Source organism: Sutcliffiella sp. FSL R7-0096 (genome assembly GCF_038595065.1).
GTDB lineage: Bacteria > Bacillota > Bacilli > Bacillales > Bacillaceae_I > Sutcliffiella_A.
Genome location: NZ_CP152003.1, coordinates 3467444 through 3481468, shown reverse-complemented (window position 1 = coordinate 3481468; position 14025 = coordinate 3467444). Strand labels below are relative to the sequence as shown.

The window sequence follows — 14025 nt, the reverse complement described above, 5'->3', positions numbered from 1 at the left end:
GTACAAGTATTTTCTATCTATACATTTCAAAGCTGTAGCGAGTATGCTACAGCTTCGTTTACGATGACTAATTATTATTCTTCAATCTCGCCTTTAACGCTTCTAGCTCATTATCAACATTTGCACTTTGCTGATCGTATTTTGCTGTAAGGTCTTCAATGTCATCCTTTGGACCTGTATTTAGCTCTGCCATTGCGTTTGCTTCATCGAGTGCCCGGTTCACTTTGTCTTCCATTCTGCCGAATGCGGTAATCGATCCCCCTGCTCGTGTTGCGGAATCTCCGATTTTATTCATTCTCTCTTGCGTTTTGGCGACAGACCATTTCGCTTTGAGCATATTTCTGCGCGCTTCCAATTCGCCGATATCAGAAACCAATTTATCATGCATCTGTTTCATCTGAAGGGAGTTGTTTCTAGCCAGTTGATAGGATGCTTCCAGTTCGGAGAAAGTGGTCTCAAGCGTTCTTTTTCTCTCGAGGAACTTTCTTGCATCATCCTCATTACCAGCTTCCAACGCTTTGATCGCATATCGTTCCATTTTCTCCATATCGTCCCTGCATGCATCCCATTCCCTCTTGGAACGCTGCTCCTGAGCCATGACGGATGCGGTTTCCGCTTTTACCTTTCCTAAATCACTGTTCAGGTTCCGTAAATATTGGTCAATCATTTTCTCCGGGTTCTCCGCTTTATCCAACAAAGCGTTAATGTTACTGGACATAATATCTCTGAATCTCGCGATAATACTCATACACACATTCCTCCTTTTAGTTATGCAAACAAACGATAAAATAATAATCCAATGACTAATTTGATATTCTAGCTGTTGATGGTAGCAATGGCCGAAGACTCCGACTGGAGGTAGCGGTAGCTTGAGACCCCGTAACGGAGAGGGAAGGCTCAAGCATCGCCCTTTGGGTAAGCGAAGCCCAGTGCGAAAATCAACAGCGATGTTAAACAAAGCGAAAAAATAGGAAACTCTTAGTAGTTTATACTGTATACAAGGACGAAAGGTTTCATTTTTTTCTTGGAAAATTACTGCAGACTCGATTTTCCGTTATCCCAAGTAACTTCGATTGTACATTTCCTCTAATTATTTGTATGATTCTAATAGGATAAGTTTACATAAGGTTAGGTGATAAGGATGAACAAAAAACAGATCGTGAAATGGTTGGAGACGATTGCGATATATATGGAACTGAAAGGCGAGAATGGCTTTAAGGTTTCTGCTTTTAGGAAAGCGGCGTTGGCCCTTGAAAATGATGAGAGAAGCCTGAGTCAAATTGATGACTTTACAAAGATAAGTGGAATTGGTAAAGGAACAGCGGCTGTTATCCAGGAGATTATGGAAACAGGCAAATCTTCCGTATTAGAGGAGCTACAGCAGGAAGTGCCGGAGGGATTGGTTCCGTTATTGAAACTTCCAGGATTAGGCGGAAAGAAAATAGCTAAACTTTATCAAGAGCTGGACGTAGTAGATATAACAAGTCTGAAAGAGGCATGTGAAGCTGAAAAGGTGCAGGCGCTTGCGGGATTTGGTAAGAAGACGGAAGAGAAAATCCTTTCTGCCATCGAAGAAGTGGGCAAACGTCCTGACCGTTTGCCGATCTCTTTTATGACACCAATTGCCGAGCAGATAGAACAGTTCCTATCAACTGTTGATGGGTTAGAAGAATATTCCCGTGCTGGAAGCCTGCGCAGATATAGAGAAACGATCAAGGATCTGGATTTTATCATTTCCACAACTAATCCAGAAAAGGTACGAGAGCAGCTTGTGAAGATGGATAGGGTTATAGAGATTATCGCCAATGGTGATACGAAAGTATCCATCATTTTAAAATATGACTATGATGTATCCGTTGATTTCCGTATGGTGGAACCACTAAGTTTTCCCACGACTCTTCACCATTTCACCGGTTCAAAGGATCATAATGTCCGCATGAGGCAACTCGCTAAAGAGCGAGGAGAGAAAATTAGTGAATATGGTGTGGAGGATGTTGAAACTGGGGAAATCAAACACTTCGGATCGGAAGAGGAATTCTTCAAACATTTTAATCTCCCATTCATCCCACCTGAAATAAGGGAGGATGGAACGGAAGTCGATTATGCGTTAGAAAATGGAGAAGTCCCTTTGGTTTCATTAAATGATATTCGCGGGGACCTACATATGCACTCCACATGGAGCGATGGTGCCCATACAATAGAAGAGATGATTGAAGCGAACCGTGCAAAAGGGTATAAATATATGGCGATCACCGACCATTCTCAATATTTGAAAGTGGCAAACGGACTTACACCAGATCGCCTGAGACAACAGAAGGCAGAAATTAGGAAGTTAAATGAAAAGTATGACGATATCACCATCTTGTCAGGTGTGGAAATGGATATACTACCGGACGGCTCCCTTGATTATGATGACGAGCTGATGGCGGAGATGGATATTGTCATCGCTTCGATTCATTCAAGCTTTTCACAAAAAAGGGAAGTTATCATGGAGCGATTAAAAACGGCGTTGGAGAATTATCATGTGGATATCATTGCCCACCCGACAGGTCGCCTTATTGGACGCAGAGAAGGCTATGATGTGGATGTGGAAATGTTGATTCAGCTTGCTAAGGAAACAAATACGGCACTTGAACTTAATGCAAACCCGAATAGATTAGATCTTGCCAGCCATTATGTGCGTCTTGCCCAAGATGCCGGGGTGAAACTTGTCATCAATACAGATGCACATAGCATTGATATGCTTGATCACATGGAAATTGGAGTGGCCACGGCAAGAAAAGGCTGGATTAAAAAGGAAAATGTGATCAATACATGGTCACCAGAAGAGTTAAAGAAGTATTTAACACGACACCATACGTAAGCAAGTAAAGAAGGGAGTTATGGGTACGTGCAACCGAGAGTTTTAAAGGTATTGGAATTTAATAAAGTAAAAGATAAATTAGCTACATTTTCTGCCTCATCCTTAGGAAAAGAAAAAGTGGCCCAGCTGACACCAGCGACCAACTATGAGGAGGTTGTGGAAAGGCAGCTGCAAACAGATGAAGCGGCAACCATTCTTAGATTAAAAGGGGAGGTTCCACTTGGAGGCATCACAGATATCAGAGCGCATGTGAAGCGTGCCGAGATTGGCGGGACATTGAACACCCATGAGCTTTTGGATATAGCAGGAACCATCTATGCGGCGCGCAAGCTTGATCGATTCGTGGAAACGGTACTGGAAGAGGAAATCTCCATTCCGATCATGAAAAGCTATATGGACCAGTTAGTCATCTATCCGGAGCTTGAACGCAATATCAAGAACTGTATAGATGAATACGGAGAAGTGTTGGACGGGGCAAGTGATAAATTACGAGGAATTCGCCAGCAATTAAGGTCAACAGAATCCAGGGTGCGCGAAAAGCTAGAAAGCATGATTCGTTCATCTAATGCGCAAAAAATGCTATCCGACGCCATCATCACCATCCGTAATGAGCGTTATGTGATTCCGGTAAAACAGGAATACCGTGGTGCTTATGGAGGAATTGTACATGACCAATCCTCATCTGGTGCGACCTTGTTCATTGAACCTCAGCAGGTAGTGGATCTGAACAATGTCCTGCAGGAAGCGAAGGTAAAAGAGAAGCTCGAGATCGATCGCATATTGGCTGAATTGTCAGGAGAAGTGGCAGAAGCTGCGCGGGACCTTCTTGAAAATGTAAGTATTTTGGCAGAGATTGATTTTATGTTTGCAAAGGCGAAATACGGAAAATTCATCCGTGGAACCAAGCCGGAAATCAATAATGAGAAATTTGTGAGATTGGTTCAGGCAAGACATCCTCTCATTTCAGAAGAAGAAGTGGTCCCGAACACCATTGAGCTTGGAAAGGACTATACTTCCATTGTCATAACCGGACCTAATACAGGTGGTAAAACGGTCACTTTGAAAACGTTGGGCCTCTTGACCATCATGGCACAATCCGGATTGCATGTGCCGGCACAAGACGGTTCAGAAGTCGGGGTATTCTCCGCAGTATATGCAGATATCGGCGACGAGCAATCCATTGAACAGAGTTTAAGTACATTTTCTTCTCACATGGTTAATATTGTGGATATCCTAAAAAAAGTCGACCATGACAGCCTCGTTCTTTTTGACGAGCTCGGTGCAGGAACAGACCCGCAAGAAGGTGCGGCCCTGGCCATCTCCATTCTTGATGAAGTGTATCAGCGTGGTGCCTGTGTCATTGCAACCACCCACTATCCGGAGCTAAAAGCATATGGCTATAACCGGGAAGGTGTGGTGAATGCCAGTGTGGAATTTGATGTGGACACCTTAAGCCCGACCTATCGTTTACTTATTGGGGTTCCAGGAAGAAGTAACGCGTTTGAAATATCCAAACGACTTGGATTGAGCATGGATGTCATTGACCGGGCGAAAGAATTTGTGAGTGAGGACAGCAACAAAGTCGAGAACATGATTGCCTCTTTAGAAGCCTCTCAAAAAAGGGCGGAAGAGGAATGGAAAGAAGCGGAACAGTTAAGAAAAACATCACAAAAACTGCATGAGGACCTTGAACAACAAATGCAGGAACTGAATGAGCAGCGTGACAAACTTTATGAAAAAGCGGCGGCAAAAGCGGAGAAGATGGTCGAAGATGCCAAGGAAGAAGCAGAGAAGGTCATCCGCGAGTTACGCAAGATGAGAATCGAACAACATGCTAATGTCAAAGAGCATGAATTGATAGACGCGAAGAAACGTTTGGAAGGCGCCGTGCCAACTGTTAAAAAATCTGCTTCCACCAAGAAGCAGGAAGCAACGAATCAAACTCTTGAGCCAGGAGACGAAGTAAAGGTACTAAGTCTTAATCAAAAAGGTCACCTAGTAGAAAAAACGGGGGACAAAGAGTGGCAGGTTCAAATCGGCATCCTGAAAATGAAAGTGAAAACAAAGGATATACAATACATCAGCAGGCCAAAACCGGTGGAAACAAAGCCATTGGCAACCATCAAAGGGAAAGATTATCATGTAAGCATAGAACTTGACCTTCGTGGTGAGCGCTTTGAAAATGCATTGATGAGAGTGGAGAAATACCTAGATGATGCGACACTGGCAGGCTACCACCGGGTATCGATCATACATGGAAAAGGGACCGGAGCATTGCGTGTCGGGGTCCAAAATTACCTGAAAAACCATCGTTCTGTAAAAAATTATCGATTCGGTGAGGCATCTGAAGGTGGCACTGGTGTAACCGTCGTCGAACTGAAATAGGAAGGGAGCCTGATATGTCTAGTTTTTGGGAAAATGAATTAGTCAGAACGGCTGCAAATTTCAGTGTGGTGGTTTTGTGTCTTGTTTTATTTCTGGCTATCTTTGAATTAGTGACGAAGTATAAAAATATGGAAGAAATCAAAAAGGGGAATCTTGCCGTAGCGATGGCGACTGGCGGAAAGATATTGGGTATTGCGAATATTTTCCGATACTCCATCAGTGATCATGACACGTTGCTGACGATGATAGGATGGGGTGCGGCAGGCTTTTTACTATTGCTGTTTGCTTATTTCATTTTTGAATTTTTGACACCAAGTTTTAACATCGATGAAGAAATACGAAATGACAACCGGGCAGTTGGCTTTATCTCTTTTGTCATTTCCGTTGGCCTATCATTTATCATAGGGGCAAGTATCGGGTAAGGAGAAGGAAACTGTGGAAACTTTAGCGAAAGTATTAATAGGCTTGTGCGTAATTTTTGTTTTGATTGGAATCATTTATCTTGTAATCGCATAATATTGTATATTGCAGGGAGAAGGGGACGAACCTCCTTCTCTTTTTTATCTAGGAGGAAAAGACATGCAATTTAAAACTACCGAACTGCCCGGAATAGGCAAAAAAATATCCTTTATCACGGCAGAAGGTAATATGGTCGTGTTAGTTGTACACCATTCCGGTAAAAGAGAAATGTACTTCTTTGATGACCCTGATAGTGATGAAGCGGACTTTTCCATTTCTATGACATCGGATGAAACAAGGGAGCTGGGGGCTCAATTATTGGGTGCGATGTACCAGCCTGTAGATATGGATAAAATGAAAATGTTTAAAAAGCAGATCATCATTGAATGGGTCGATGTAAAAAAGGGATCGCCCCTTGTTGGGAAGACCATTGGGCAATCCCAGATAAGGACTAGAACTGGTGCCTCCATCATTGGAATCGTCAAAGGGGAAGACAATATCGCCGTTCCAGATATTGATGTTATCCTACACGAAGGTGATGTGTTGATGATCTGCGGAAAGCAGGCGCAGATTGCAAAGCTTACCAAGCTTTGTGAGGGAGGCGGCACTTCCTGATGGATCATGGAGCACCGATACTTTTGAGCATAGGTGTCATATTATTGGTTCTTTTTCTTATTAGCTATATAGGTGGGAAAATAAAAATTCCAGGGGTCATCCTTTATATTATTTTAGGAATTGGAATCGGATCCTTCATTTCCGATAATGAGATTCTTCATATCGCAAGCGAGGTGGGAATTGTGCTTCTTTTTTTCCTGCTGGGTCTGGAATTTCCATTAGCGAAATTGAAAGGAATGGCCGTTAAGGTTTGGAAGCCGGGATTGCTCGATGTCGTTCTGAATCTGGGAGTTTCCACTTTCATCTGCCTGTTCTTTGGACTAGACCTCTTGCCTTCCCTCATTATCGGTGGTGTCTTATATGCTACAAGCTCTTCCATTTCCGCTAAGCTGCTTGAAAGTACAAAGAGGCTTGCAAATGCGGAATCGGAATACATACTTGCCATCCTCATCTTTGAAGATATTGTAGCGCCAATCATCGTTGCCGTTTTGATAGGAATGGCCTCCGATGGGGGAATTACAGGTTTGGATTTTGCTATTTTACTAGGGAAAATTATCCTTTTGACAGCAGGTGCCATGCTGATAGGTCGTTTTGGGTTCTCTAGGCTCGAGAAATTCATTGAGCGACTGATCGGAAGTGATAGGTTCATTTTGTTGACGGTCGGAATTGCGCTGACCTATGGTGGACTTGCTTTATTATTAGGTCTTTCTGAAGTTTTGGGTGCATTTTTAGCTGGTATCATGCTTGCTGAAACCAAACGGTCACATGACATTGAAAACGTAACGCTTCCTGTAAGAGACTTACTGTTACCAATTTTCTTCTTGCACTTTGGTACGACCATCAACCTTGGGGAAGGTATCCCTTATGTTGGACTGCTCTTCACCCTTGTCGGTTGGGCTCTAGTAGGGAAAATAATCGTAGGCATGCTTGGTGGGAGATGGTATGGACTGTCAAAAAGAGTGGCATTAAGAGCAGGATTTTCGCTTACTCCACGGGGAGAATTCTCTGTCGTCATAGCCGGTATAGCCACGGGGGCAACAAAAGTTTTCAGCGGCATGTTTATTTTAGTATCGGCAATGCTCGGTATCCTGTTTTTTATCTTTGCACCTAAGTTAACGGATTTAATCTATGGAAAAAAACAAAAGAAAAAAAGAAATTTAAAAGTTCCTTCATAAGTTGAAACCCGCAATCAGTTGTTAGAAAGTAAGACAACGATGCGGGTTTTTGAATAGCTGTCAAAACTATATTTTTGCAAAAATCAAAAAAATGTTATAATTTTCATCGGATTACTGATATACTATAACAAACAGATATGGGCCTTTTGTAGTAGTACAGGCCGATAAAGAGGAGGGAATGGAATGGAGCAAGTAGTGAATAAGCCGTGGCTATCACTTTATCCAGATGAAATACCTCATGAGATCAACTTCGAAGAACGAACATTGCAGTCATTTTTAAAACAAGCAGCGGAAGAGTACCCAACAAAAACGGCCATAAGCTTCCTTGGCAAGAAACTGACATTTGAAGAAGTGTATGATCAATCTTTAAAACTGGCAAACTACTTAAAAGGACTCGGAATTGAAAAGGGTGACAGGGTGTCCATCATGCTGCCCAACTGTCCCCAAGCGGTTATCAGTTATTATGGTGTCCTGTTTGCAGGAGGAATTGTCGTGCAGACGAACCCTCTTTACATGGAACGTGAGCTCGAATATCAGGTGAATGATTCCGGTTCGGAAGTCATCATCACATTGGATATTCTTTATCCGAGAGTTTCAAAAGTGAAAGCGCTGACAAAATTGAAGCATGTCATTGTCACGGGAATAAAGGACTATCTACCGTTCCCTAAGAACATGCTGTATCCGTTTGTACAGAAGAAACAATATGGGATTGTCGTTAAAGTGGAACATAGCGGGGAAAACCACTTATTTACGGAAGTGATCAAACAATCAGAAGCACAAATGATTGATATTCCGATAGACCCGAACGAAGATCTTGCTTTGCTTCAATATACAGGAGGAACAACAGGATTTCCTAAAGGAGTCATGTTGACACATATGAATCTCGTTTCCAATACGATGATGAGTGTAAAATGGATGTATCGATGCAAAAAAGCACAGGAAAAGGTCATCGGTATCCTTCCGTTCTTCCATGTGTATGGAATGACAGCTGTTATGAACCTTTCCATCATGCAGGCTTTCGAAATGGTGCTCTTGCCTAAATTCGATCCGGAGACAACCTTGAAAACCATCCAAAAGGAGAAGCCGACGCTTTTCCCGGGAGCACCCACGATCTATATCGCTCTCTTGAACCATCCTGATATTCAAAAATATGACCTATCATCCATTGATTCCTGTATCAGTGGTTCGGCAGCATTGCCTGTTGAAGTGCAGGAACAGTTCGAACGAGTAACAGGAGGGAAGTTGGTGGAAGGATACGGGCTTTCAGAAGCATCCCCGGTCACGCATGCAAACTTCCTTTGGGATGAAAGGGTATCTGGTAGCATCGGCATTCCTTGGCCAAATACAGAATCCGTCATCCTCTCCATGGAAAACGGCGAACTGGCTCCTGTCGGGGAAATTGGTGAAATTGCTGTAAAAGGCCCTCAAATCATGAAGGGTTACTGGAACAGAAAAGAAGAAACAGAAGCAGTGCTAAAAGACGGATGGTTATTGACAGGGGACCTTGGCTATATGGACGAACGTGGCTATTTCTATGTGGTAGACCGTAAGAAAGACATGATCATTGCTGGCGGTTTCAACATCTATCCACGGGAGATAGAGGAAGTGCTTTATGAGCATGAACAAATCCAGGAGGTAGTGGTGGCAGGCGTCCCGGATGCATATCGTGGTGAGACCGTGAAGGCTTATATTGTTAAAAAGGCAGGAGCCACTCTTACAGAAGAAGAACTGGATGCCTATGCCCGCAAACACTTAGCTGCCTACAAGGTTCCAAGACTTTATGAATTCAGAGATGAGCTTCCAAAGACAGCAGTTGGAAAGATTTTGAGAAGAGCACTTGTGGATGAAGAAAAACAGAAAATCGCAAAATAAGTTAGACCGGGGGGAGAGGGATGATACCCTCTCTTTTTAATTGGCTCTTTTCTCACCAAATAAATAATTAGTAATTTGCACGAAAATTATGATAAGATAATGATTGACAGTTCATTCAGGGTACAGTATCATGAAAATATGAATGATGATTCATTCATTTTCCTAAAAGGAGCGAATAGGTTGAAACAACAAAAGCCTAAATATAAGCAAATAATAGATGCGGCGGTTATTGTCATAGCCGAAAACGGCTACCATCACGCGCAAGTTTCTAAGATTGCCAAACAGGCAGGAGTAGCGGACGGTACCATCTATCTATACTTTAAAAATAAAGAAGATATCCTCATTTCTCTTTTTCAAGAAAAAATGGGACTCTTCGTCGAAAAGATTCGTCAAGAAATTGCAGGAAAATCGACATCAACAGAGAAATTATTAACGTTGATTGAAAAACATTTCACCATGCTTGCTGCAGATCACCATCTAGCAATCGTAACCCAATTGGAGTTGCGACAATCCAACCTGGAGCTTCGCTTAAAGATTAACGAGGTGCTAAAAGGGTATTTACATGTGGTAGATGAGATTTTGCTGGCTGGTACCAAGAATGGGGAGCTTCGTGCGGACCTGGATGTCCGACTAGCAAGACAGATGGTGTTCGGCACGATAGATGAAACGGTTACCACCTGGGTGATGAATGACCAAAAGTACGACCTGGCATCCATCGCGCCAAGAGTGCACGAATTACTAATCAAAGGTTTTGGAGCTACACCTTAAGTAGCTCTTCGCTTTACATAAGGAGGGATTTATTATGGAATTCTTGCAAATGAAAGTAGAAGACCGAATTGCTATCATCACCATTAATAAAGCACCGGCAAATGCTTTGTCATCCGTAGTTTTGAAAGAGCTTTCATCCTTGATGGATGACCTGGAGAAGCAAGAGGATGTGAGGGTGGTATTGCTTCACGGAGAAGGAAGATTCTTCTCAGCAGGAGCAGATATCAAAGAGTTCACCACGGTGGAAACCGGGGAAGAATTTGCACAGCTGGCAAAGTTCGGCCAGGATCTTTTTGAACGAATGGAGAATTTCCCTAAACCGATCATTGCTGCCATCCATGGTGCCGCATTGGGCGGAGGACTGGAGCTTGCAATGGGCTGCCATATCCGGTTGGTAACGAAAACTGCTAAGCTTGGATTACCTGAATTGCAGTTAGGGTTAATTCCAGGGTTCGCTGGGACACAACGTTTACCTAAACTTGTCGGTTCTGCGAAAGCCTTTGAAATGCTGTTCACCAGCGATACCTTAACAGGGGAAGAAGCGGTTCAATGGGGCCTTGCAAATAAAGCCGTCGATGAAGAAGTTTTGATGGATGAAGCTTTGAAGATGGCGAAGAAGATTGCACAAAAAGGACCTATCTCTGTTGCTTCGGTAATCGAGCTGTCCCGTTATGGTAAACATGAAGAATTTTACCAAGGAGTGGAGAAAGAAGCTCAACTATTCGGTAAGGTCTTCACTTCAGAAGATGGTAAAGAAGGAATCACCGCGTTTATGGAAAAAAGAGCTCCCGAGTTCAAAGGGAAGTAATTTTTTTATAATATAAAATCTGAAAATTATTAATAAAAATAATGTTTAAACAGGAGGTACTTTGATGAATATTTTTGTTTTATTAAAAAGAACATTTGATACAGAGGAAAGACTGACGGTGTCAAATGGCAGCATAAATGAAGATGGTGCAGAATTCATTATCAACCCGTATGACGAGTATGCGGTGGAGGAAGCAATTCAAGTAAGAGACGCTCATGGCGGAGAAGTAACAGTCGTGACAGTGGGATCTGAAGAAGCAGAAAAAGAACTTCGCACTGCGCTGGCGATGGGGGCCGACAAAGCAGTCTTGATCAACACAGAAGACGATGTAGAAAATGGAGACCAATTCACTACAGCGAAAATCTTAGCAGAATTCTTAAAAGATAAAGATGCGGATTTGATTATCGGCGGTAACGTAGCAATCGACGGTGGTTCCGGACAAGTTGGACCACGTGTTGCGGAATTATTGGATATCCCTTACGTGACAACCATCACGAAGCTAGAAATCGAGGGCGGAAAAGCTACTATCGTACGCGATGTTGAAGGTGATTCTGAAGTTATTGAAACATCCCTTCCATTGCTTGTAACAGCACAACAAGGATTAAATGATCCACGTTATCCATCTCTTCCAGGGATCATGAAGGCAAAGAAAAAGCCTCTTGATGAACTAGAACTAGATGATCTAGACCTTGATGAGGATGTTGTAGAAGCAAAAACAAAAACCTTGGAAATCTACCTTCCACCGAAAAAAGAAGCAGGTCGCGTGCTTCAAGGTGAATTAGATGCACAAGTAAAAGAACTAGTTTCAGCATTAAGAAACGAAGCGAAAGTAATTTAATACGTCCTATAAACATTTAGGCGTTTGATTGAAGCAGATGTCATAGACTCGGCGGGAGGTTGCGCTTAGAGGAGACCCCGCAGGAGGCCTGAGGAGGCTCCACAAGAGCCCCGCGGAAAGCGAAGCCAGCTACGGAAATCAAAAGCGTCGTTTACGAGATATTTATAGATAGATATATGGACAGGAGGAGACAAACATGGCAAGAAAAGTATTAACATTAGCAGAAGTGCGTGATTCCGCATTGCGTAATGTATCATTTGAAGCAATTGCAGCAGGAAAAACAGTAGCAGAAGGTGGCGAAGTAGTCACTGTACTAGTTGGGGAAAGCGTAGGTTCTCTTGCACAAGAATTAATCTCTTACGGTGCAGACCGCGTCGTAACTGTAGAACACGCAAATTTGAAAGCGTACACATCTGACGGATACTCCCAAGCGTTAATGGCGGTTATCGACTCAGAAAAACCGGAAGGAATAATTTTTGGTCATACAGCATTAGGAAAAGATCTATCTCCTAAACTGGCGTCCAAACTGAATTCCGGATTGATCTCTGATGCAACAGAAGTAGAAGAAGTCGGTGGAAACCTAGTATTCACTAGACCAATCTACTCCGGTAAAGCATTCGAAAAGAAAATCGTAACAGACGGTGTTATTTTTGCGACTATTCGTCCGAACAATATCGCATCCCTAGATAAAGATGAAGCACGTTCAGGTGACGTATCTTCCCTAGATGTAGATGTGAAGGACCTTCGCACTATCATTAAAGAAGTGGTTCGCAAGGCAACCGAAGGAGTGGACCTTTCCGAGGCGAAAGTGGTTGTGGCTGGTGGCCGTGGAGTGAAATCCACAGAAGGTTTCGAACCATTAAAAGAATTGGCAGACGTACTTGGAGCAGCAGTAGGTGCTTCCCGTGGAGCGTGTGACGCAGACTATTGTGATTACTCCTTGCAAATCGGTCAAACAGGAAAAGTGGTGACACCTGATCTTTACATTGCATGCGGTATCTCCGGCGCCATCCAGCATCTTGCCGGTATGTCCAACTCCAAGGTGATCGTTGCGATCAATAAAGATCCGGAAGCAAATATTTTCAAAGTAGCTGACTATGGTATCGTCGGTGACCTGTTCGAAGTAGTACCAATGTTGACAGCTGAATTCAAAAAGCTGTTGGTGACGAACTAAGATTAAATCGAGAAACAGCCAGGCACTTGGATGCTTGGCTGTTTTGATGTGAAGGATTAGGGATAACCTAGCTGGTGATTGGAGCATAGGGCGAAGACTCCTGAGGGAGGTAGCGCTAGGTGGAGACCCCACAGCGAAGCGAGGAGGGCTCTCGTCAGCCCCTAGGAAAGCGAAGCCCAGTGCGGAAATCACCAGCGGAGTTTGAGGAATTCTAGCATGAAATAAAATGGCCGAAAACGGGTAAACCTATAACGAAGCAAAAAATTAGCAACGCTATATGGTAAATGCTATACTTTAGCTATAGTAATACTCTGAAAGATTTTCCATCTGTCAGAGCACACATTAACAGCATATATTGTTAACTGTGAGATAAAAGGCTTAGGAGGAATTTATTATGGCAATTACAAATGCAACTGACCAAAACTTTACACAAGAAACTAGCGAAGGTCTAGTTCTTGCAGATTTCTGGGCACCATGGTGCGGACCTTGTAAAATGATTGCTCCAGTTCTTGAAGAATTAGATCAAGACATGGGCGAAAAAGTTAAAATCGTAAAAGTGGATGTTGATGAGAACCAAGAAACTGCCGGGAAATTCGGCGTTATGAGCATCCCGACTTTACTTGTTATCAAAAACGGTGAAGTAGTAGACAAAGCAGTAGGTTACCAACCGAAAGAAGCTTTGGCTGAACTTTTAAACAAGCACGCTTAATACACTTTGAGGAAGCCCGGTCCTTTGACCGGGTTTTTTGCATGCTATAGGTTTGAATAGTACTCGGCTAATACTTATATCAATAAAATCTAGGATATATCAAAAAAAATACAAAATATCAGTAATTTTGAAGATATATCAATAATTCTGAAGATATATCAATAATTTTCAAGTTATATCAGTAATTTTCAGGATATATCAATAATTCTCAAGATATATCAGTAATTCACCACATCAATCTTCCACTTCGTTTTCCCTTGCTACTCCGAATCTACAAACATCCCCCAAGCTCTCAAATGGAACGTACGTACGAAACAAGGTATAATAGAAATATACGAAAAATCTTGGGTTGGGAGGAA

12 protein-coding genes are annotated in these 14025 nt (G+C 42.7%); 11 read left to right on the top strand and 1 reads right to left on the bottom strand.

The features are described 5' to 3' along the window. Positions 1–67: 67 nt before the first annotated feature. Positions 68–748 carry a PspA/IM30 family protein gene (locus tag MKY77_RS17820; protein WP_339147113.1) on the bottom strand — a complete coding sequence of 227 codons (681 nt, stop codon included), beginning with the start codon at positions 746–748 and terminating at the stop codon, positions 68–70. Between the two features lie 393 nt (positions 749–1141). Here MKY77_RS17820 and polX point away from each other — a divergent pair, with 393 nt between their 5' ends. The 11 genes from polX to trxA all read left to right on the top strand — a co-directional run bounded on the left by polX (position 1142) and on the right by trxA (position 13666). Then, entirely contained in the window at positions 1142–2863 is a 1722-nt protein-coding gene (gene polX, locus MKY77_RS17815) for a DNA polymerase/3'-5' exonuclease PolX (RefSeq protein WP_339147112.1), read from the top strand. A 27-nt stretch (positions 2864–2890) separates the two neighbouring features. Then, a complete protein-coding gene (locus MKY77_RS17810) occupies positions 2891–5248 on the top strand; it encodes an endonuclease MutS2 (protein ID WP_339147111.1) in 2358 nt (785 codons plus the stop codon). A 14-nt stretch (positions 5249–5262) separates the two neighbouring features. Further along, entirely contained in the window at positions 5263–5670 is a 408-nt protein-coding gene (locus MKY77_RS17805) for a DUF350 domain-containing protein (protein WP_339147110.1), read from the top strand. A 157-nt stretch (positions 5671–5827) separates the two neighbouring features. After that, positions 5828–6322 carry a cation:proton antiporter regulatory subunit gene (locus tag MKY77_RS17800; RefSeq protein ID WP_339147109.1) on the top strand — a complete coding sequence of 165 codons (495 nt, stop codon included), beginning with the start codon at positions 5828–5830 and terminating at the stop codon, positions 6320–6322. Continuing rightward, the gene (locus MKY77_RS17795; RefSeq protein ID WP_339147108.1) at positions 6322–7497 is read left to right on the top strand and encodes a cation:proton antiporter; all 1176 of its coding nucleotides are present in this window, start codon (positions 6322–6324) and stop codon (positions 7495–7497) included. The genes MKY77_RS17800 and MKY77_RS17795 overlap by 1 nt, the downstream gene beginning before the upstream one ends. Before the next feature lie 183 nt (positions 7498–7680). Continuing rightward, positions 7681–9369 carry a long-chain-fatty-acid--CoA ligase gene (locus MKY77_RS17790; RefSeq protein WP_339147107.1) on the top strand — a complete coding sequence of 563 codons (1689 nt, stop codon included), beginning with the start codon at positions 7681–7683 and terminating at the stop codon, positions 9367–9369. Between the two features lie 180 nt (positions 9370–9549). Next, positions 9550–10137, top strand: a complete 588-nt coding sequence (locus tag MKY77_RS17785; protein WP_339147106.1) for a TetR/AcrR family transcriptional regulator — start codon at positions 9550–9552, stop codon at positions 10135–10137. A 34-nt stretch (positions 10138–10171) separates the two neighbouring features. After that, a complete protein-coding gene (locus MKY77_RS17780) occupies positions 10172–10945 on the top strand; it encodes an enoyl-CoA hydratase (RefSeq protein WP_339147105.1) in 774 nt (257 codons plus the stop codon). 64 nt (positions 10946–11009) lie between these two features. After that, positions 11010–11783, top strand: a complete 774-nt coding sequence (locus MKY77_RS17775; RefSeq protein WP_339147104.1) for an electron transfer flavoprotein subunit beta/FixA family protein — start codon at positions 11010–11012, stop codon at positions 11781–11783. A 196-nt stretch (positions 11784–11979) separates the two neighbouring features. After that, positions 11980–12957, top strand: a complete 978-nt coding sequence (locus MKY77_RS17770) for an electron transfer flavoprotein subunit alpha/FixB family protein (protein WP_339147103.1) — start codon at positions 11980–11982, stop codon at positions 12955–12957. A gap of 394 nt (positions 12958–13351) precedes the next feature. Beyond that, a complete protein-coding gene (trxA, locus tag MKY77_RS17765) occupies positions 13352–13666 on the top strand; it encodes a thioredoxin (protein WP_339147102.1) in 315 nt (104 codons plus the stop codon). Positions 13667–14025: the final 359 nt, after the last annotated feature.